Annotated in this window: 1 protein-coding gene; it reads left to right on the top strand. The window is 69.5% G+C overall.

Annotated features, from left to right (window positions below; genetic code table 11):
* Positions 1-555, top strand: a 555-nt coding sequence (locus LPA41_RS40865; RefSeq protein WP_229076872.1) for a transposase, incomplete at both ends; no start/stop codon positions are given.

Raw genomic sequence — 555 nt, 5'->3', positions numbered from 1 at the left:
GCCTATGCGAGCAGGCACGGTCACACCCTGATCGACCGGCGGGTCTACCTGCCGAAGTCCTGGACCGGCGACCGTGACCGGTGTGAGCGGGCCGGCGTCCCGGACGACGTCGTGTTCGCCACCCGCTCGCAACTGGCCGACGACATGATCACCGCCGCCGTGAAGGCCCTGGTCCCAGCGCGGTGGGTCGCCGCGGACGAGGCCTACGGCAATAACACCAGCCTGCGGGCCCGGCTACGGGAACTGCGTCTGGGTTACGTCCTGGCCGTCTCCTGCGATCATCTCGTGCCGATCGACGCTGGTAAGACCCGCTGCCGTGCCGACCGGTTAGCCGAGGATCTGCCCGCCACCGCGTGGACCCGGCGCAGTGCCGGTGACGGGTCGAAAGGGCCACGGTTCTACGACTGGGCCTGGCTCGCCGACGTCGGCCCCGACGACGACGGCCGGCACAGTCTGCTGATCCGTCGCAACAACACCACCGGTGAGCTGGCCTTCTATCGCTGCTGGGCACCAGAGCCGACCGCCCTTGCCCAGTTCGTGCGGGTAGCGGGGGTT

The organism is Actinoplanes sp. DH11 (assembly GCF_020873875.1).
Classification (GTDB): Bacteria; Actinomycetota; Actinomycetes; order Mycobacteriales; family Micromonosporaceae; genus Actinoplanes.
This window is presented reverse-complemented; position numbering and strand designations above follow the sequence as displayed.